This is a genomic window from Paenibacillus wuxiensis (assembly GCF_040195695.1).
In the GTDB taxonomy this organism is placed as follows: domain Bacteria; phylum Bacillota; class Bacilli; order Paenibacillales; family Paenibacillaceae; genus Paenibacillus_B; species Paenibacillus_B suaedae.
Genome location: NZ_JBEFZI010000003.1, coordinates 74,933 through 94,276 on the forward strand (window position 1 = coordinate 74,933; position 19,344 = coordinate 94,276).

A 19,344-nucleotide genomic window follows, 5' to 3' on the forward strand; every position below is an offset into this window, starting at 1 on the left:
CACCTCCGTATATAGTCGCTGTCTTCCCATCCGATCTGTACACACGCTCTGATTGTCAACTATGCCGTAGCAACGACTTCTGAACGCTTCACTAATACATCGTGGATAATCGCCACAGCCTCTTCGATTTCTTCATCAGTTACAAACAGATTCGGAAGCAAACGAATCACATTCGGCCCCGCGCTAATGAAAAGCAAGCCCGCTTGCTGTGCTTCCTTAATCACATCCGCCACAGGTTCCGCGCACTCGATACCAACAAGAAGCCCGAGACCTCGTATATCCTTCACTAACGGAACATCGCTCAACTTCACCCGCAGCGCGTTAAGCAAGGTCGTCCCCTTCTCCGCAGCCCGCTGCGCAGCCTTCTCATCCAGCATCGTCTCCAGCGTGCCTACTACAGCTGACATCGCGAGCGGGTTGCCGCCGAAGGTCGAGCCATGTGTGCCCGGACTGAACGCTGCCCGCAGATGCTCCTGTGCCAGCATAGCTCCTACCGGGAAGCCGCTGCCGAGCCCCTTGGCCACGGTAAAGATATCCGGCTGAAGGCCGTAGTGCTCATATGCGAACAATGCCCCTGTACGCCCCATTCCTGTTTGTACTTCATCCACGATGAGAAGAAGCCCGTGCTCTTTGCACAATGCAGCTACTTCTTGGGCGAATGATGCCTTGATCGGGAAGACACCACCTTCTGCCTGCACGATTTCAAGCATAATCGCTGCGGTATTGTCCGTTATCGCAGCTTTCAGCGCTTCACTATCGTTAAACGGTACATAACGGAATCCTGCTGGGAGCGGAGCGAATCCATCCTTCACCTTATCTTGACCAGTTGCTGTCAGCGTTGCCAACGTGCGGCCGTGGAAGGATTGATGGAACGAAATGATTTCCGTCCGCCCTGTCTTAGCAACTGCCGCATGATAGCGTCGCGCCAGCTTAATAGCTGCCTCGTTCGCTTCCGCTCCACTATTGCAGAAGAATACAGCATCTGCACATGTATTCGCGGTTAACAGCTCCGCCGCTTGCTCCTGCTGTGGGATATGGAACAGATTCGAAGCGTGCCATAACGTATCCAGCTGTTCTTGTACACGCGCCTTGACCCTCTCCGGCACATGTCCCAAGTTCGTTACGGCTATGCCGCTCATGAAATCCAAGTAGCATTTCCCCTCATTGTCCCATACGCGGCTTCCTTGCCCCTTGACCAGTGCAATTGGATAGCGAGCATACGTTGGAAACAAAGCGCTAGCTTCTTTCCCGGCATCTACATTCTTCGTCATCGTCTCCACCCCTTCGTTCAGTCTGTTACTCTATTCACAGCCTCTCAGCTGCAGCATTCTGCTATCTAAATCCTACTTTTTGATTTATTCCATGTCTTAATAGGTCATCTATGACCTAACAATTCGAGTTCCTATTGCTTCCCCGGCCATCAATCGGCGCAGTACATCAGTTTCAGATCCGTCAGCAATAACAACCTCCTGCACGCCGCCCTCCAGACATTTCATCGCAGCCTGCACCTTCGGGATCATCCCTCCGTAAATATCGCCACTCTCGATCATCGCCTCAACTTCCTCAGTCGTCACAACGGGAAGTACAACTTTCCCTTCTGGGCCGTTCCTCATAATGCCGGGTACATCCGTTACCACAATAAGCTGCTCCGATCCGAGATAAGCCGCTACAGCACCTGCTGCAGTATCAGCATTGATGTTATAGCGTTGGCCTGCACGATCTAGACCAACTGGCGCAATCACAGGTATGTGATTCAAGTCGACCAATCCAGCCAGCAAGGATGCATTGACATAGGTCACATCTCCGACAAAGCCTACTTGTGCCGCGTTAGGTACCGGCTCCGCCTGAATGAGTCCACCATCTGTTCCCGACAGCCCAATCGCCTTAGCCCCTACTTGTGTGAGACGCCGTACGATTTGCTTGTTGATTTGTCCGGCAAGGATCATTTCGACGACGTCAAGCACAGCTTCATCAGTCCTACGAAGCCCGCCGATGAATTCGGACTCGATACCGAGCTTATCCAGCATGCCTGATATCGCAGGCCCACCGCCATGCACGATTACAGGAACTGTACCTTCCTCCTGAAGCTGATGAAGCTGTTCATAGAACGAATTCGGCAATGCTGCCAAGGTGCTTCCCCCGCATTTCATGACGAACAGCTTTACAGCTGTAGCCGCCGATGACTGCTCTATGCCCTGAGTTTCTGTCGTTGCCATACTCCGACGCCGCTCCTTCCCACTCTTGCTTTACACCGCTTAATGAAACTTTACACTTGCTTGCAGCTTATCTAGCCTCTCCGATGTCTCTCTCTGATTTCCTATCCCAATACTGTGCGCAAAAAGAAATCCGCTGCTCGTAGCGCTGCTGTTGCTATGTCACTGCAGTCCAGTTACTGCAACAGATCACGACCTCCATTTGCCTCGCTCTATGTTCGGTACGCCGCATTGATGCGCACGTAATCATAAGTTAAGTCACAACCCCATGCCTTGGATTCGCCAGCTCCCATATGTAAATCAACGTGGAAGATGACTGTATCTCCCTTCAAATAGGCAAGCGCCGCCTCTTCATCAAATGCAACCGGTGTTGACTGCTGAAGCACAGTGATTGGCCCCATATGAATATCCACCGTATCGGGATTAACCGGCTGCCCCGCATAACCCACAGCTGCTATAACCCGGCCCCAGTTCGCATCTGCACCAAATACAGCTGATTTCACAAGACTTGATCCAACAATCGACTTGGCAATCGCAGATGCCGCCTCATCTGATACAGCTCCAGTGACACGCACCTCAATCAGCTTCGTCGCTCCTTCTCCATCGCGAGCGATTGCTTTAGCCAGCTGTTCACACACATAGTGGAATGCTGCTGCGAACGCTTGCCATGCTTCATGCTGCTCATGGAGAGGTTCATTGCCTGCCATGCCGCTCGCCAGTGCGATAAGCATATCGTTCGTGCTCGTATCTCCATCCACCGTTATCATATTGAATGTCTTGTTCGTTGTGGAACGAAGTAAACCTGCCAGTGCCTCTTGACCGATTGATGCATCGGTCGTTACGAACCCAAGCATCGTAGCCATGTTCGGATGAATCATTCCCGAGCCCTTGGCGCACCCCGCAACCGTAACTTGCTTGCCATCGACCATAACGACCGCACATGCTTCCTTCTTCACCAGATCTGTTGTCAAAATCGCTTGTGAGAACTGCTCCGCACCTTCTCCAAGCTCAGTCAACTTCGTAGGAAGCTCCACGATCCCTCTCTCCACGCAATCCATCTTCAGCGGCTCGCCGATGACACCTGTGGATGCAACAGCCACGTAATGCGGTGCAATGCCAAGCTGCTCTGCAAATGCACTGCGCATCCGGTAAGCATCCGCTTCCCCTTGCTTGCCTGTGCATGCATTGGCATTTCCACTGTTCACAATAATGGCTTGCAGCTTGCCCTCTTCCTTCAAACTAGCACGCGTTACGGCAAGCGGCGCCGCTTGGAATACGTTCGTTGTGTACACAGCAGCTGCTGTAGCAGGCACATCGCATACGATAGCTCCCAAATCATTGCGTTCGGATTTCTTCAAGCCGCAATACAGCCCGCTGGCCAGAAATCCATGAGGTGTTGTAACTGATCCATCGATAATGTTAAATAATTGCGTCTCTGTGCTCAGAGCTTGCGTTTGCATCCCTATCAACCTTCTTCTTTATCAAAGTCGTACATCTTTTTCATTGGATAGCTTCATGCTATCCGTATTTATGTTCACGTTATGGGTACACTGGTGTGAGCATCAACCCCGTCGCCTCGCCCCATCCCATCATATGATTCAAATTCTGTATCGCTTGGCCTGCCGCGCCCTTGACGACATTGTCGATAACGGAAATAATCGTTACCCGCTTTGTTCTCCGATCTACGGCAAAACCGATATCACAAAAGTTCGATCCGAACACTTCCTTCGTTGCCGGCCACTGTCCTTGTGGACGAATGCGAACGAATCTCCGTCCTGCATAATACTCTTGATAGAGAGATATAAAGTCCTCTTCGATATATGTCCCTGCAAGCGTCGCATACATCGTGCACATAATGCCGCGAGTCATCGGCGCCAAGTGCGTGGTGAACGTCACCGTTACTGGCTGCTGTGCAACCTCGCTAAGAACCTGCTCGATTTCCGGGATATGCTGATGCTTGTTAACTTTGTAGGCCTTGAAGTTTTCATTAATCTCCGCATAATGAACGCCTAAGTTTACGCCTCGACCAGCTCCGGATACGCCGGATTTCGCGTCAATAATGAGACTGTCAGGTTGAATCCATCCTGCTTGCAGTGCTGGAATGAGTCCGAGCAGCGTTGCCGTTGGGTAGCAGCCTGGATTGGAAATGAACTTACGCCCTTCTGCATATCCACGTTCTGGGTACAACTCACACAAGCCGTACTTGGCTTCCGCTAGCCACTCTTCCGGTGGAGCAGCGTGCTTATACCATGTCGTATAAAGCTCGCCATCCTTAATGCGGAAGTCCCCGGACAAATCGATAACGGCGAGTCCTGCCTCCAGCAGCTTCGGCACCAGCTGTCCGCTCACGCCGGAAGGAGTTGCTGTAAACACAACGTCTGCCTTCCTTCGCATCTCTTCCACATCCACCCCGTCCAACGTATCGCACATCACTTCATGCAAATGCGGATATCCGTCTGCAATGGGTGCTCCTGCGCTTGATGCTGAAATGACTGATGTGATCGTGACATTCGGATGATTCAATAACAGCCGGATAAGTTCGACACCGCCGTAGCCAGTGGAACCAACAATGGCTACTCGTACATGCTTCTCTTGATTCATTCCACTCTCTCCATTCCTCACTACTCTCGTATAAGCTCCTGAACGTATGCTTCGTTGTGATCGGTATAAACTCTGAGGTATTGCTACTGCCCTGAAATAACTGACACGTATAGGAAAATGATTCCTCATGAATAATATGTATCATTATACGACCGTATTTATATAAATACAATGACTTTTCCATGAAATTTCATTTTCTTTACGAAAAAGATAAAAGGATGGATCATGATACTAAGGGGAGATATCGCCCAAAAACCCATGCTACATAGGGATAGCGGAGATAAATGATCTGACTTTACAATGAGGATAACTTGAACGCAAATCAAAAAAACGCAGCCCCCTCTACATACATGCGGGGCATGATATGCAGAGTAGAACTGCGTTTTATGAATAAAATCGAAGAGCTTATGCAACGAATGAATATCTTGTAGGCCTTATTAGGCATAAGTGTGACTTGCTCTTCTTGCTCTTTTTACGCTTGCACCTTGAATCCCTCGCCTAATACCTCATTCGTATCACTAATAATGACAAATGCCTGCGGATCCACAGAGCGGACGATCGCCTTCAGCTTATATACTTCGCTCTGACCGACGACGACCATGAGCACAGTGCGTCCTTCGCCCGTGTAGCCGCCTTCGCCCTGCAGCTTCGTCAATCCGCGGTCGAGATCATGCAGAATCGTATCCGTAATTTTATCGGCTTCATCACTAATAATGAATGCAACCTTCGTATAACCCAAGCCTACCTGGACCACATCGATCGTCTTGCTCGTGACGAACAAAGCGATGAGTGCATACATGGCGTTTTCAAAGGAAAGCATGAATCCGGCAAGCAAAATGATAACCCCGTCACAAATCGCGACGGACAGTGCAATATTGATTTTACCGAAAGTACTCAGCAACTGTGCCGTAATGGCATTGCCTCCGGTAGAGCCACGACCGCGGAATACGATACCTAGACCCAAGCCAATCCCTATTCCACCGAAAATAGCCGCAAGCAGCGGATTATCCGTAGCAGGCCCTAAATGTTGTGTGAGATAGATAAAGGTCGGCAAGGAAACGGAACCTACAAGTGTCCGAATCCCGAACTGCTTGCCTAGCAAGCATACCCCTAAAATGAAGAGCGGTATATTGAATGCATACTGCGTAATTGCAGGGTTCCACCCAAATTGACTCTCCAGCAAGATGGATAGACCCGAAATGCCCCCTGAAGCGATCTTGTTCGGCAGCATTAATGTATTGAACGTAAGCGCCATAATAAAGGCTCCAAGGAAAAGCAGGGCGTAATCAATTACTGCCCGCATGGGATGATCATATGGAAGCAGTAAGCCATTGTTGTTACGCCGAGGTTTCCTCGATTGAGAAATAGATGAATCCGATGTATGGGGCATAATGTCTCTCCTTCGTAATACACAGTATGGTATTGCAGCTATGGTAACGTCGTACTCGGTGGTGTCACATAATTCTCTGTAGTGCTGCCGTTTTGCCGGCGTTGAACCATTTGGCGTTGTTGCAACTTGGCAGTCCCGTAGTACTTAGCGGAGTCACACTACTTCACAGTATCCCAGAACTCCGCGGTGTCGAATTACTTGGCAAGAAATCTGTATCCTGTGCCAGGAACCTATCTTATTATGTGCACTCTCTAGCATGGTAAAGCATTCAAGCACAACAAAAAACCTGCCCCGATCAAAGATCGGCGCAGGTTTTCGCAGTCGGTACCAACATATTTATGCTTCAGATGATGGTTGAATTAAGGTTCTCAAGTACGCGTCAATAAACGTATCCAAGTCGCCGTCCATCACGGCGCCGACATTTCCGGTTTCCACCTGCGTCCGGTGGTCCTTGACCATGCTGTACGGATGGAATACATAGGAGCGAATTTGGCTTCCCCATGCAATTTCCATCTGATCACCACGGATTTCTGCTAACTGCTTCTGTTGTTCCTCAATCTTGCGCTCATACAACTTGGAACGAAGATGAGTCATGGCACGCTCACGGTTCTTGATCTGCGAACGCTCCGTCTGACATGTCACGACGATGCCCGTTGGAATATGGGTAATCCGAACAGCAGAATCCGTCGTATTGATATGCTGACCACCCGCACCGCTCGCACGGTACGTATCAACTTTCAAATCCTCTGTACGGATTTCAATTTCTGCATCGTCAGTAATCTCAGGCACGACGTCGCAGGATACAAATGAAGTATGTCTCCGGCCAGAGGAATCAAATGGCGAGATACGAACGAGACGATGCACGCCCTTCTCCGTCTTCAAATAACCGTAAGCGTTATATCCTTTAATAAGCAGCGTCACGCTCTTAATACCTGCTTCGTCGCCTGGCAGATAATCCAGTACTTCGACCTTGAAGCCTCGCTTCTCTGCCCAGCGTGTATACATGCGCAGAAGCATTTGGCCCCAGTCTTGAGACTCGGTACCGCCTGCACCTGGATGCAGCTCCAAAATGGCGTTCATTTTATCATAAGGCTCGCTCAGCAGAAGCTGAAGCTCGAAATTCTCAATACTAGCCAGGAGTTGTTCAACATTCGCTGTCAGTTCCTCAGCTAGTGATTCATCGTCTTCTTCCTCTGCCAGCTCGAGCATCATTTCATTGTCGTCATAATCCTGCTTCAGCTTCCCATACTGGTCGACAATGCTCTTGATTGCATTCATCTCGGAGATAAGCCCTTGCGCTTTGTCATTGTCATCCCAGAAGTCCGGTGCAGCCATCTTCTCCTCGAAGTTGGCAATCATCTCTTGCTTCAGATCGAAGTCAAAGAGACCCCCTAAGGTTTGTAAGTTTAGCTGCGATGCTGCGCATATTGTGTCGTACACTTGCGTCGATCATCATAATACCACCTCGGCAAAATTGGTTAGGAAGGGAGCAGTGTCGCTTCCTTCTCCCGAACAACGGGCGGCTATACGGCCGCCCGTTCGGGTCTATCATGTGGAGAGCTGCGCATTGGCCTCTATCCACCATGAATATGCTGTTTATTACTGTCTATGCAGCGGTGTATATCCGATGCAAGAGTATTCATGACTATAATCGGCATAAAACTCGTTCAGCCAATTAGTCTTGCTTACCGTGACATTGCTTATATTTCTTGCCGCTTCCGCAAGGGCACTGGTCGTTGCGGCCAACCACTTCGCCCCTTACAACAGGACGCTTCTCAGCAGGTTCTGCATTCGTAGACATCTTGCTCTCTTCTATGACAGCTTGACGTTCTACATTCTGCTCTACTTGAGCCTTCATAATGTATGTGGACACTTCTTCTTGGATCGAAGCTACCATGCTGTTGAACATTTCGTAGCCCTCGAATTGGTATTCACGCAGCGGATCCGTACCGCCGTAAGCACGAAGGTGAATCCCTTGACGCAGATGATCCATCGCATCGATATGATCCATCCACTTGGAGTCTACGGCACGAAGCACGACAACCTTCTCAAATTCACGCACAAGTTCTGGCCCGATGCGCTCTTCGCGTTCTGTATACTTCTCCATAACCTTGCCGAACAGGAATTCCGTAATTTCTTCTTTTTCCTTGCCCCACAGGTCATCCTTCGTAATTGTACCCTCGTCAAGCATTTGACGATGCATGTAGTTCACGACTTCGTCCAGATCCCAGTTCTCTGGGATATCATCTTCATTACAGTGCGCATCTACGACGCGCTCGATGCATGGCTTGATCATATCCAACACGATTTGGCGGATATTCTCGGAATCAAGCACTTCAAAGCGCTGCTTGTAGATGATACCACGCTGTTGGTTCATAACGTCATCATACTGAAGGACGACTTTACGCAAGTCGAAGTTGTTGCCTTCTACTCGCTTCTGTGCAGATTCCACAGCACGCGTAATCAGCTTGGACTCGATAGGCTGATCCTCTTCAAATCCGAGACGCTCCATCATGCCAAGGACGTTATCCGCACCGAAGCGGCGCATCAATTCGTCTTCCAAGGACAGGTAGAACTGCGAGGAGCCTGGATCGCCCTGACGTCCAGCACGTCCACGGAGCTGGTTATCGATACGGCGGCTCTCATGGCGCTCTGTACCGATAATGTGCAAGCCGCCTGTTTCCTGTACGCCTTCGCCCAAGATAATGTCCGTACCGCGACCCGCCATGTTCGTGGCGATAGTTACTTGGTTTGGTTGACCTGCGCTAGAAATGATATTCGCTTCCTCCGCATGGTACTTCGCATTCAAGACTTGGTGCTTCACACCCTTGCGGCGAAGCATGTCAGACAAGCGCTCCGAGTTCTCGATCGACACCGTACCAACCAAGACTGGCTGGCCATTTTTGTGGCGCTTCACGATTTCCTCTACAACCGCATTATATTTCGCATTTTCCGACTTATAGACGACATCCGGAATGTCTTTACGTTGGTTCGGCTTATTCGTCGGCACTTGGATAACTTCCAAGCCGTAAATGCTCTTAAATTCTTCTTCCTCTGTCTTCGCAGTACCAGTCATACCGGCAAGCTTGCGATACATACGGAAGTAGTTCTGGAATGTAATTGTTGCAAGCGTCATGCTCTCATTTTGCACCTCAAGGCCTTCTTTCGCCTCGATTGCTTGGTGCAAGCCGTCGCTGTAGCGACGTCCAGCCATCATACGGCCTGTGAACTCGTCGACAATAACAATCTCGCCGTCATTTACGACATAGTCAACATCCAGACGCATAATCGCGTGAGCCTTCAACGCTTGTTGGATATGGTGATTCAACGTTACGTTCTTCACATCGAACAGGTTCTCCACGCCGAGTGCTTTCTCGGCCTTAGCCACACCTGCTTCTGTAAGTGCAACTTGACGCGTCTTCACATCAATCGTATAGTCCTCTTCACCTTTCAAGCGGCTAACGAACCGATCTGCAACGAAGTACAGCTCTGTCGACTTAGCAGCTTGTCCAGAAATGATAAGCGGCGTACGCGCTTCGTCAACGAGGATGGAGTCCACTTCATCAATGATTGCAAAGTTCAGTGGACGTTGAACCATTTGCTCTTTGTACAGCACCATGTTGTCACGCAGGTAGTCGAACCCGTACTCGTTGTTCGTACCATACGTAATATCACATGCATATGCATCCTGTTTCATGTTGTGATCCATACCAGACAGGTTCAAACCAACAGTCATGCCCAGGAAGTTGTATACTTGAGCCATAATCTCGCTATCGCGGGATGCCAAGTAATCGTTGACGGTAACGACGTGAACGCCTTTCCCTTCCAACGCATTCAAATATACAGGAAGTGTTCCGACGAGTGTCTTACCTTCCCCTGTCTTCATCTCAGCGATCTTGCCTTCATGAAGCACCATACCACCGAGCAGCTGTACATCATAATGACGCATGCCCAGCGTACGCTTCGCAGCTTCACGCACTGTAGCAAAAGCTTCCGGCAAGAGCTGATCCACTGTGTCGCCCTTTGCAAGACGCTCACGGAATTCCACCGTCTTCGATTGTAATTGTTCATCGGATAATTTCTCGAATTCGGGTTCCAGACCGTTAATAACCTCAACCGTCTTCAAGAGCCGCTTAACTTCGCGTTCGTTGGCATCGCCGAATATTTTCTTTACAAGTCCTAGCATGCTTAACCCCTTTCACGCAAATCCGATCGTGATTTTATGGCCGTTCTCTATCCTTCATTCAAGCTTCAACACAAGAACGGTAACATCGACTCGTTTTGCAATAAATTGTAACAGTTTCAACAGGGGCCCGCAACCGCCGCTGGGCATGTTTTCGGCGATCTTTCATCACATTTTCACACGAATGTAGCGGCATACCGTGGGCTATCCTGCTTACAGCAACAAAAAGAAAATTTACACTATATTAATAAAAGGCATTTGAAAATGAGGTACAAATCGCACCTTCTGAAAACTCATACTATTATATATACGTGAAAAGAGCCCATTCCGTTGTGGAAATAGGCTCAGTCCTTTTTTGGTAATCGGGTGAGCTCTCTGCCCTACATGGCAGCTGAGAACTCAAAGTGCCCGTTCTTAGCCTTGTTCAATCAATCCGTAACGACCGTCATCGCGGCGATATACAACATTGACTTCCTTGCTCTCCGCATTCGAGAAAACGAAGAAGTTGTGGCCAATCATATTCATCTGCAGGATCGCTTCTTCTACGTCCATCGGCTTCAGTGTGAAGCGCTTCGTCCGTACGACTTCCAGCTCATCCTCTTCCTCCACCGCAACTGGTGCTGCTGTAGACTGTTCACGGAACAGCTGCTCTGCCGCCGCACCAACCTGACGGAACTTGCGGTTGGCTTTCGTTTTATGCTTGCGGATCTGCCGTTCCAACTTGTCTACGACGCCATCGATCGATGCATACATGTCCTTGCTTCGATGTTCGGCCCGCAGCAGCAAACCCGGTAATGGAATTGTTACTTCAATACTGTGTACATCCTTAATGACGCTGAGTGTAACGTTAGCGCCTGAAGCAGGGGGAGTTTCAAAATACCGTTCCAGTCGGCTCAATTTCTTCTCGACATAGTCAAGCAGTGCGTCTGTGACTTCAATGTTCTGACCTCGAACTTTATATTCCATATAGCACTCCTCCTTTGGATACCTTTATTATACCATAGCTATGATGGAGGAATCAAAAAAACGGTTACAATCCGTTTACAATTCCGTATCTTTATTTACCCTTATCCTGTAGAGATAAAACGGAAAATACAGACCCTGGAAAACTAAAAACCCCTGGCATTCAAGCCAGGGGTGTGTAGCTAATCGGAATCATATATAATTCGACTCACGTCGGTATGATTACAGTTTGATTACGTTAGCCGCTTGTGGACCGCGAGCGCCTTCCACGATATCGAATTCTACGGATTGACCTTCTTCCAAAGTCTTGAAACCGTCAGTTTGGATAGCGGAGAAGTGTACGAATACGTCGTTGCCTTCTGCAGTTTCGATGAAGCCATAACCTTTTTCAGCGTTGAACCATTTTACTTTACCTTGCATGTCGATAACATTCCCTTCATCTTCAAATCCGTGAAGTTTTAACCTTCACAAGTTCGACTATATCACCGGATGGAAGCGTTGTCAACGAGGAAAGGGATATTTTTCTTGTTACTTTACATTTCAATCAAAAAGTCTGAAATTACTTTCTCCAAATCTTCATAGGCGGCTTCGTCTACTGCTTTTAGTTTCTGAGCATATTTCTTGCCGAGCTCTGTTTCACCAATAAAATAAAGCACGTAGGAGCTATTATAAAGAGTCTCGATATTACTCTCATCTGATGCTAATGCTTCCTCTAAAAAAGGAAGAACTTTTTGATACATCTCTTGTTCAAAGTAAGACACAGCGATTGCATTTAAAATATTTACTTTTTGTTCTGAAGCTTCTTCGTTTACATTATGAATGATTTCCAACGGTGAATAAGAATTCAATTGTTGAACGATCTCAGCCGTTTCAGTTATATGCTCTCGTATGTAACGTATTGTTTTTTTTAAGGGCTCATTATTCTGCACACTTGCAATGTATTGATATACTTCAAATTGTTGCATTACGTGTTGGGGAAGTACCTTAGACAAATTGTCCATGAATTTTTGTTCTTCTACCGTTCCCGGTAACGTTTTACCTTGTATATTAATATTCGCGTAACCAGTTTCGAGTAACATTTTGTTAATTTCATGTAATGTAAAGAATCTAACGTGAGTTCGATCCAATATCCCTGCATCTTGATACGTCCAATATCCGTGCAACAATGGACGAATAACGCTTTGATGCATGATATTAGGTAGACTGATCAGAACCTTTCCGTTTGGTTTTAAGTATTGTTTGATATTTATAAGCACCTTCCATGGATCATATAAATGTTCCAGAACATCTGCAAAAATAACGTAGTCAAAATGTGATTCTGGATATGGTAATTGTTCTGTTTCAATATTCGATGCACTGACTTCAGCAATGAGAGAAGCCACTTCTGCAGCTTTTTCATTAAGTTCTATACCGTATAAAGTACTATTTTTATATACGTTTTTTATTTTAAGTAATGTTCCTCCACAAGCGCATCCAACCTCAAGAACATTTAATTTGGCATCAAGCGGACTATCAATTAGATTGACAATCTCAGTTCGAATATGTTGACTATAGTCGGGATTAAACCCCCACTTATTTTCATATTTTTTCACATTAGTTTGAAGAAGTTTTACAAAAGAATCGTTATTTTCACGGAAAGAGGTACTTCCATAATGATGAATAAATGTATCTTTACACAAAATAAGTTTGTAGCCCGCTTTTCTAATTCGAATCGAGTAGTCATCATCTTCGTAATTACCAGGGGTAAATCTTTCATCAAGCAAGCCGATTTTGTCTACGACCGACTTCCGTATTAACATGCAAAAGCCTACTAACTTCAATCTTTCTTCCCATTCATTACGATTCGAACAATTGTGTTCCTCCGCAAATAAATACATAGATTCCACAGTATTATAAGGTACAGGTATCATTTGACCATAAGAACAATGGTTAGTAATACAACTAACAGCGCCAATGCTTTCATCGCTTGTTATGCATGTCATCATGTTCTCAAGCCAATTCTCTGTCACAATGACATCGTTATTCAGTAATAAAATATGGTCGCCATTGGAGATCTCGATCCCTTGATTGCAGCCTTTTGGAAAGCCTTCATTTTGTTCATTGAATATGGCTCTGATATCAGATTGTGCAGATAACCACGGGACTGTTTCATCTGTAGATTGATTATCCACTACAATAATTTCATAGCTATTAGGCCGAGTATATCTTCTAATGCTTTCAATACATTGAATGGTATAGTCAAGCTTATTATGTGTTAAAATGACGATACTTGTCAGCATGTTAAACCTCCGTTAGTAGCAAACCCCTACATACTTATTAAGCTAAGATATACTCGTTGTTACATTTATATCTTTAATCAAAGTAGCAATATGCGCGAGCGAATTAAACTTGTTGTTCTCCAACAGACTTATTACACTTCTCGTAAAGTGTGCATTGTGCTCCATCGTTTTGGCTATCGGTTGAATCGTTCTAAGAACGATGTCTTTGTCTAAGCCTTTATGGTAGCCGGCCACACCAATTAAATGTATTTTCATCAATGCATAATGAATCATAATGGCCGTGTATTCTTTGAATATAATAGACATGTCACTAGGAAATGATTTAGAGAACAACGTGTTAACTAAATAGTTTTCCAGCACATATTCATGCTGATTCATGTATGGGCCATAATACAGCGCAAAATTCTGCTGATAGGATTCAAATAGTTTAGAAGAGTGATTATCTATTTGCTCAATCCCATACCCTATCTTCATCTCATCAAATACTTGTTCATATCGTTTATTCAAAGCAGACTGCTTATGTCTAAATTGCAATATTTCCATTATAATTCCGACTTGCACATCTGCATTGATAGCAATGTTCTGAATTGCATGCTTATAACCGATATCTGACATTTTATTACGATAATCCGCAACTATAGACTCAATGTCCACTATATGTCTAGCATCAACTTCTTTTTGAACACGATCAATGAATAATCCTAATATAATTAATCGATTACAAAGTTCTAGGTTTCTATTCTGTACAATCTCAATGCTGAACGTTCGAATAGGCCAAAATAAATGTTGATAATTAGAAACATCATTTGTATTCATCATTCTGCTAATGGACCAATTATCAGACACTCCATAATCTATTTGCTCAAAACTGATACCCTCCTCATTGAACAAGGCTAGTCGAGCGATTTCAGGACAAGATATGTTGGCGGATAATTCAAATCGATCACTAATATAATTCAGGACGCGAGGGTATGTCGCGCAAGTAGGCGATAATGCCTTTTCACCTAATTCTTGTTGGATAGAGCACCAGCTCTCACTTGTAAGCATAGGACATTTATTAGCATCATCTAATATAAAATATGCATAGTAATTTTTTGTTTTTTTCTCCTCTGACTCCATGCACATACTATTTTTCAATTTATTTTTCAGCTTTATATTCTTCGTTTTTTTATAATCTTTATAGGTTTCTTTGTCAAGGGTAATTTTCCAACCTGCACAGCAAGTATCTTCACAATCCCCGCCTATACACGAAAACTGCCTCATGTACGAGGGCAATAACGTAATATCTTTCATATTCCAATCTCCTTACGTGCACTATTTCTTTAGTTGCTGATGAAGCCAACGCGAATAAGGTTGGAGCCTTTGCATTTCTTGAAGTAATTTCTGCTGTTCAGCAACATTGTCACCAAGAAGTTTCCACATCCGATATAAACTGTCCATCCCCCTATTTATATCGGCTGCTTGTTGATAGTAATAAAGAGAATCTGAGATATAACCTATTTTCTCCAATGCTTTGGCTGCTAGCATGTACACTTTATAATTAAAAGCGGCATGCTTATCCTCCACTAAAATGTCTAGCGCAGGTTCGTAGAAGCCGAAGGCAACAAATTGCTCACTCATGATATATCTCATTTCTGGATCTGCTGCATACATAAGTATTTTCTCCAGAAAATCGTATCTTCGTAAATGAAGTAAATCTTTAATGAGTTGCTTCCATATCTGTTTTACAGATGAAGACACGCTAAGCTTCCTTGGCTCTGCTAGCAAAAGGAGTTGTTGCAGCCATTTAGCTTCTTGTTGACTTAACCCCAATCTCAACTTATAGGCTTGGAAGACAGAACTATCTCCTGTCAATAATCCTAGTAAAATGACATCATTTAAATAAGACTGGACATTCTCCGAATCGTCAATCTCCAAAAGCCCATGCTTTGCTGCTTCGTAATTGCCTTTACATAAGTAATAAAACACGGAGATAGGACGAGCCGCATTTATAGATGCCTCTTCCATAAATTTGACGAATAACGGGTTTCTCAAATGGTAAAGAGCTCCGATGATAGTTATATAGTGTTCCCGCTTAAACGGAATTAATGGAGCCAATTTAGAACGTAGTTCCTCGTAATCGAGGTTCGGTTTCACTTCTAACAATCGATTCAAAAGCATCGCATGATCTGGAGATAATGCGATGGCACGTTCCAAGTATCCGTAGGCTTCTTCCTGATTATCCTCCATTACAGCAATATCGGCTAATTTCGCTAACGCTAAATAGGACTCTGTCCCCGCTTGATAGACAAAATTATCTGTTCTGTTCTTTTGACCAATTGTTATGCAATGTTTGAAACATCTTTCTGCATCTTTTAGACAATGAACTTCTATGTAGCAGTGCCCAACTAAAAAAGATAAATCAATTGCATTTGGATACAACTGTAGAGCGTCATCTCCTACTTGTATCGCTTCATCCCATCTTTTTAATTCGAATAAGCACTTGACGATGTTGTAGAGAACTTTCTGAGAGAAACTAGTAGACTTACCTGATGCATACGACTTCTTCAGCGCCTCAAGAGCTTCTAAATATCGTTTATCTTGCATATATTGTGCGCCAAGATTAAAGTAATTAAATGCACTCGGTTCTCTATCAATGGCTTTTTTAAGAATGCGCATATTTCTATTAGATTTATCTTTTAACTGTACATTTTGCTGGAGATACCCATCATGTTCAATATAGCTGGACAATAATCCCCACTGTTCTGTCTCATAATTAACAGGAATTTGCTCATGCAGAGCTCCCACATATCTATACGCTGGTCTATTTTTAAATAACCTTGCGAACTGATGGATAATGATTTCACCTGAATCCACCTTATTGTGAATACGAATATGATAAAAATCTTTATCTAGTCCCGATTTCAGCTCATTATTGTTATCTATAATTACTTCGTCAGCATCTAACTGGAGGATATAAGTTCCCGTCGCACGGTCTACTGCATAATTTCGTGCCGCTGCAAAATCTTCTGTCCATTCAAAATCATACACATGTTGCGTATAACGGCTAGCAATCTGTTTTGTTCGATCGGTCGAACCTGTGTCTACAATAATGATCTCGTCCACCACATGTTTAGCACTTTCTAAACAGCGCTCCAAACATTGCTCTTCATTTTTGACTATCATACATAGTGAAATCGTATCATTATTCATCGTATCATTCCTTTATTAGCTGCTTTAATCGTATTACCGAGTGATTGGCTAGTTCATAATTGTACGAGCTGCCTTGTTCATAGTGATACAATGCAAGTTCTATATTTCCAGTCAACTCATAGTACACTCCCAAGTTGTAGTGAGCTTTATACGTACCTACGCCAGCAACCGTCTCATACTTGGAAGATATCGGTGCTCCAAGTTGCAAACAATTCATAAATGCTTCTGGAATATATGTTAACCATTCTGGATTCTTTGCCTCTACAAGTGCCGTACCGTACATATAATATAAATCGGTATAATCGGGGTAAAAATCAATAGCATCATTTAGACATTTCTCGAAAAGTCCCCATTCTTTCAAATGGATATACGTATATCCGAGCGTCAAATAAGCTGTACTTAAATAATGCTGTTTAGTAGAACCCATGCTGGCTATACATTTCGTAAGCGCCTCAGCTGCAGATGGGTAGTCTTTCATTACATAATAGGTTCTACCTAATTGAAATAATAAATAGCTATCATTTTCATTGGTTTCCAAGCTCGCTTGGATCAATGAAAGATTACGTCTGTATTTGTCTTTTCTTTGAATTTCTTCTTCCTGGTAACCAAAATGATCAATAATTATGCCTGAACGAATAGATTTAACGGTTCCTTGCTTGTAAACTAGCTGTTCATGAATTCTTCCTTGATATTTAAAATCTGGTCGATTAGGGAATAACCGGGTAATAGTAGACTCCGAAACTTCTCCTGATTGAGTTGAACTTCTTATGACGACATCACCTACACAGCCTTCACCTCGTCCCATTGCACGAAGAGCATGTTCCATGACCTCCATGTCGCACACTCTAAGTCTTTCGTCGGCATCAAGCATCAGAATATATGGTTGATTGGCATAGGACATACACACATTTCTCATATCTGCAAAGCTATTATTCCATGGTTTGTCATACACGATTGCTCCACTATTTTCTGCAATGCATCTCGTATTATCTGTAGAACCTGTATCAAGGACAATCATCTCATTTACATAGGCTTTTACAGACTCTAATGCTTGACGGATATGCTTTTCTTCGTTTTTCACGATCATACATACGGATATAGGAAGCATCTTCTATCATCTACCTCTCTTCTAAAAATGGAAATGAGCAGGTGCAATGCACCTGCTCATCTTCTTATTTACAGATACGTAAATCCACCTGGAACGACTACATCGCCGAAACCATTTACTACTTGAACATCTACAGCTCCTGCCGCTTGTGCACGTGGAACCAACACCTCGACTCTTGTTGCCGAGAAGTAAACCGTTCTTACTTCTACACCATTAATGGACACTTTCGTTGCTTTATCGAATCCTGTTCCAGTAATGGCAATATAATAATTACCAGATGTTTTACCGCTGTTAGGACTAATGCTAGTTACTGTCGGTGCCTGTCCTTGCTGGCCACCAGAAGACTTATAAGTAAAACCATCTGATTTTACTGCTTCACCTTTTGTGCCATTTACTACTTTTACTTCTACAGTTCCTGCTGTTTGCCCTGCTGGTACTAACACATCCACTCTTGTTGCCGAGAAATAAACCGTTCTTACTTCTACTCCACCAATGGATACTTTCGTTTCTTTATCGAACTCTGTACCGTTAATCGTGATGTAGTAGTTGCCTGATAATGCTCCATTGTCTGGAGTAATGCTTGTAATTGTCGGATCAACAACTGGTGGTGCGTTATACGTAAAGCCGTTGTCTTTTACTGCTTCATATCCTGTACCGTTTACTACTTTTACTGCTACAGGACCTGGTGTTCTTGTTGCCGGTACAAGCCCTTTCAACTCTGTTGCAGATACGAATTCTGTCGCTACTGGTGTTCCACCAATATACACAACCGATTTGTTGTGGAATTCTGTACCTACAATTGTGATTTTGTAATTACCTGCCATTGCTCCGTTGTCTGGAGTAATGCTTGTAATCGTTGGTGCTTTTTGTTCTGGCGGCGCGATGTACGTAAAGCCATCTGCTTTTACCCCAGCTTTTGTTCCAGTTGCTACTTTTACTTCCACAGTTCCTGGTGTTTGTGTTGCAGGAACCAACGCATCAACTCTTGTTGCGGAGTAATAAACTGTTCTTACTTCTACTCCATTAATAGATGCTTTGGATTGTTTAGTAAATCCTGTTCCCGTAATTGTAATGTAGTAATTACCCGAAAGTTTGCCAGTATCTGGGCTAACACTCGTAATTGTTGGCGCTTGCTCTTCCGGTGGCGCGTTATACGTAAAGCCATCCACTTTAACTGCTTCGCCCTTCGTTCCGTTCACTACTTTAACCTCTACAGCTCCTGCTGTTTGTGCAACTGGTACCAATGCTTCCAATTTCGTCGCTGAGTAATAAACCGTTCTTACTTCTACTCCACCAATGGATACTTTCGTTGCTTTATCGAATTCTGTACCGTTAATTGTGATGTAGTAGTTGCCTGCCATTGCCCCATTGTCTGGAGTAATGCTTGTAATTGTCGGTTTGACAACTGGTGGTTC

The 19,344-nt window shown here is 44.7% G+C and carries 14 protein-coding genes; all 14 read right to left on the reverse strand.

The features are described from left to right. Positions 1-59: 59 nt before the first annotated feature. On the reverse strand, positions 60-1,271 hold the full coding sequence (argD, locus tag ABN764_RS06695; RefSeq protein WP_446671388.1) for an acetylornithine transaminase: 1,212 nt from the start codon (positions 1,269-1,271) through the stop codon (positions 60-62). A 108-nt stretch (positions 1,272-1,379) separates the two neighbouring features. After that, entirely contained in the window at positions 1,380-2,216 is an 837-nt protein-coding gene (gene argB, locus ABN764_RS06700; RefSeq protein ID WP_446671389.1) for an acetylglutamate kinase, read from the reverse strand. Between the two features lie 209 nt (positions 2,217-2,425). After that, a complete protein-coding gene (argJ, locus tag ABN764_RS06705) occupies positions 2,426-3,673 on the reverse strand; it encodes a bifunctional glutamate N-acetyltransferase/amino-acid acetyltransferase ArgJ (RefSeq protein ID WP_315747230.1) in 1,248 nt (415 codons plus the stop codon). Positions 3,674-3,752: 79 nt separating this feature from the next. Next, positions 3,753-4,814 carry an N-acetyl-gamma-glutamyl-phosphate reductase gene (gene argC, locus ABN764_RS06710; protein WP_174807486.1) on the reverse strand — a complete coding sequence of 354 codons (1,062 nt, stop codon included), beginning with the start codon at positions 4,812-4,814 and terminating at the stop codon, positions 3,753-3,755. Between the two features lie 472 nt (positions 4,815-5,286). Then, positions 5,287-6,204 carry a YitT family protein gene (locus tag ABN764_RS06715; protein WP_446671390.1) on the reverse strand — a complete coding sequence of 306 codons (918 nt, stop codon included), beginning with the start codon at positions 6,202-6,204 and terminating at the stop codon, positions 5,287-5,289. Positions 6,205-6,540: 336 nt separating this feature from the next. After that, positions 6,541-7,657, reverse strand: a protein-coding gene (gene prfB / locus ABN764_RS06720; protein WP_138189568.1) for a peptide chain release factor 2 whose coding sequence is annotated in 2 segments (ribosomal slippage) — positions 6,541-7,584 and positions 7,586-7,657 — 1,116 coding nt in all. Because the reading frame shifts where the segments join, the coding sequence is not laid out codon by codon here. A 222-nt stretch (positions 7,658-7,879) separates the two neighbouring features. Continuing rightward, positions 7,880-10,390, reverse strand: coding sequence for a preprotein translocase subunit SecA (gene secA / locus ABN764_RS06725; protein WP_446671391.1), 2,511 nt, complete (start codon positions 10,388-10,390; stop codon positions 7,880-7,882). Between the two features lie 411 nt (positions 10,391-10,801). Next, positions 10,802-11,353, reverse strand: coding sequence for a ribosome hibernation-promoting factor, HPF/YfiA family (hpf, locus tag ABN764_RS06730; protein ID WP_021257112.1), 552 nt, complete (start codon positions 11,351-11,353; stop codon positions 10,802-10,804). Positions 11,354-11,572: 219 nt separating this feature from the next. Next, positions 11,573-11,770, reverse strand: coding sequence for a cold shock domain-containing protein (locus tag ABN764_RS06735; protein WP_021257113.1), 198 nt, complete (start codon positions 11,768-11,770; stop codon positions 11,573-11,575). A gap of 113 nt (positions 11,771-11,883) precedes the next feature. Next, positions 11,884-13,629 carry a glycosyltransferase gene (locus ABN764_RS06740; protein WP_446671392.1) on the reverse strand — a complete coding sequence of 582 codons (1,746 nt, stop codon included), beginning with the start codon at positions 13,627-13,629 and terminating at the stop codon, positions 11,884-11,886. Positions 13,630-13,671: 42 nt separating this feature from the next. Then, positions 13,672-14,922 carry a flagellin lysine-N-methylase gene (fliB, locus tag ABN764_RS06745; RefSeq protein ID WP_446671393.1) on the reverse strand — a complete coding sequence of 417 codons (1,251 nt, stop codon included), beginning with the start codon at positions 14,920-14,922 and terminating at the stop codon, positions 13,672-13,674. A 21-nt stretch (positions 14,923-14,943) separates the two neighbouring features. Next, entirely contained in the window at positions 14,944-16,821 is a 1,878-nt protein-coding gene (locus ABN764_RS06750; protein WP_446671394.1) for a tetratricopeptide repeat-containing glycosyltransferase family 2 protein, read from the reverse strand. A 4-nt stretch (positions 16,822-16,825) separates the two neighbouring features. Further along, a complete protein-coding gene (locus ABN764_RS06755) occupies positions 16,826-17,929 on the reverse strand; it encodes a glycosyltransferase (protein WP_446671395.1) in 1,104 nt (367 codons plus the stop codon). Between the two features lie 68 nt (positions 17,930-17,997). Further along, positions 17,998-19,344: IPT/TIG domain-containing protein (locus ABN764_RS06760; RefSeq protein WP_446671396.1), on the reverse strand; the 1,347-nt coding region annotated here is incomplete at its 5' end.

Bases quoted from the DNA above. Each gene is read 5' to 3' on its own strand.
- argD (WP_446671388.1), bottom strand. From the start codon at position 1,271: ATGACGAAGAATGTAGATGCCGGGAAAGAAGCTAGCGCTTTGTTTCCA.
- argB (WP_446671389.1), bottom strand. From the start codon at position 2,216: ATGGCAACGACAGAAACTCAGGGCATAGAGCAGTCATCGGCGGCTACA.
- argJ (WP_315747230.1), bottom strand. From the start codon at position 3,673: ATGCAAACGCAAGCTCTGAGCACAGAGACGCAATTATTTAACATTATC.
- argC (WP_174807486.1), bottom strand. From the start codon at position 4,814: ATGAATCAAGAGAAGCATGTACGAGTAGCCATTGTTGGTTCCACTGGC.
- ABN764_RS06715 (WP_446671390.1), bottom strand. From the start codon at position 6,204: ATGCCCCATACATCGGATTCATCTATTTCTCAATCGAGGAAACCTCGG.
- secA (WP_446671391.1), bottom strand. From the start codon at position 10,390: ATGCTAGGACTTGTAAAGAAAATATTCGGCGATGCCAACGAACGCGAA.
- hpf (WP_021257112.1), bottom strand. From the start codon at position 11,353: ATGGAATATAAAGTTCGAGGTCAGAACATTGAAGTCACAGACGCACTG.
- ABN764_RS06735 (WP_021257113.1), bottom strand. From the start codon at position 11,770: ATGCAAGGTAAAGTAAAATGGTTCAACGCTGAAAAAGGTTATGGCTTC.
- ABN764_RS06740 (WP_446671392.1), bottom strand. From the start codon at position 13,629: ATGCTGACAAGTATCGTCATTTTAACACATAATAAGCTTGACTATACC.
- fliB (WP_446671393.1), bottom strand. From the start codon at position 14,922: ATGAAAGATATTACGTTATTGCCCTCGTACATGAGGCAGTTTTCGTGT.
- ABN764_RS06750 (WP_446671394.1), bottom strand. From the start codon at position 16,821: ATGAATAATGATACGATTTCACTATGTATGATAGTCAAAAATGAAGAG.
- ABN764_RS06755 (WP_446671395.1), bottom strand. From the start codon at position 17,929: ATGCTTCCTATATCCGTATGTATGATCGTGAAAAACGAAGAAAAGCAT.